Origin of the sequence: Streptomyces sp. NPDC057486 (assembly GCF_042802415.1) — a bacterium.
In the GTDB taxonomy this organism is placed as follows: Bacteria; Actinomycetota; Actinomycetes; order Streptomycetales; family Streptomycetaceae; genus Streptomyces; species Streptomyces yanii.
Map to the genome: position 1 here is coordinate 1 of NZ_JBHVEE010000259.1, position 1,436 is coordinate 1,436.

General features: G+C 55.7%; 1 rRNA gene (running past one end of the window). It reads right to left on the bottom strand.

Going from position 1 to position 1,436, the window contains the following annotated elements:
• Positions 1–22: 22 nt before the first annotated feature.
• Positions 23–1,436, bottom strand: a 23S ribosomal RNA gene (locus ACFU6I_RS47700) (it continues 1,810 nt past the right edge of the window).

The following is a 1,436-nucleotide window of genomic DNA, read 5'->3' on the forward strand; positions in this document are numbered from 1 at the left end:
AACACAGTGGACGCGAGCAACTGAGGACAAGCCCTCGGCCTATTAGTACCAGTCAGCTCCACCCGTTACCGGGCTTCCACATCTGGCCTATCAACCCAGTCGTCTACTGGGAGCCTTAACCCCTCAAGGAGGTGGGAATACTCATCTCGAAGCAGGCTTCCCGCTTAGATGCTTTCAGCGGTTATCCTTTCCGAACGTAGCCAACCAGCCATGCCCTTGGCAGGACAACTGGCACACCAGAGGTTCGTCCGTCCCGGTCCTCTCGTACTAGGGACAGCCCTTCTCAATATTCCTACGCGCGCAGCGGATAGGGACCGAACTGTCTCACGACGTTCTAAACCCAGCTCGCGTACCGCTTTAATGGGCGAACAGCCCAACCCTTGGGACCGACTCCAGCCCCAGGATGCGACGAGCCGACATCGAGGTGCCAAACCATCCCGTCGATATGGACTCTTGGGGAAGATCAGCCTGTTATCCCCGGGGTACCTTTTATCCGTTGAGCGACAGCGCTTCCACAAGCCACTGCCGGATCACTAGTCCCGACTTTCGTCCCTGCTCGACCCGTCGGTCTCACAGTCAAGCTCCCTTGTGCACTTACACTCAACACCTGATTGCCAACCAGGCTGAGGGAACCTTTGGGCGCCTCCGTTACTCTTTAGGAGGCAACCGCCCCAGTTAAACTACCCATCAGACACTGTCCCTGATCCGGATCACGGACCCAGGTTAGACATCCAGCACGACCAGAGTGGTATTTCAACGGCGACTCCACAACCACTGGCGTGGCTGCTTCAAAGTCTCCCACCTATCCTACACAAGCCGAACCGAACACCAATATCAAACTGTAGTAAAGGTCCCGGGGTCTTTCCGTCCTGCTGCGCGAAACGAGCATCTTTACTCGTAGTGCAATTTCACCGGGCCTATGGTTGAGACAGTCGAGAAGTCGTTACGCCATTCGTGCAGGTCGGAACTTACCCGACAAGGAATTTCGCTACCTTAGGATGGTTATAGTTACCACCGCCGTTTACTGGCGCTTAAGTTCTCAGCTTCGCCGACCCGAAAGTCAGCTAACCGGTCCCCTTAACGTTCCAGCACCGGGCAGGCGTCAGTCCGTATACATCGCCTTACGGCTTCGCACGGACCTGTGTTTTTAGTAAACAGTCGCTTCTCGCTGGTCTCTGCGGCCACCCCCAGCTCACCAAGTAAATCGGATCACCAGAGATGGCCCCCCTTCTCCCGAAGTTACGGGGGCATTTTGCCGAGTTCCTTAACCATAGTTCACCCGAACGCCTCGGTATTCTCTACCTGACCACCTGAGTCGGTTTAGGGTACGGGCCGCCATGAAACTCGCTAGAGGCTTTTCTCGACAGCATAGGATCATCCACTTCACCACAATCGGCTCGGCATCAGGTCTCAGGCTCAATGTGTGACGGATTTGC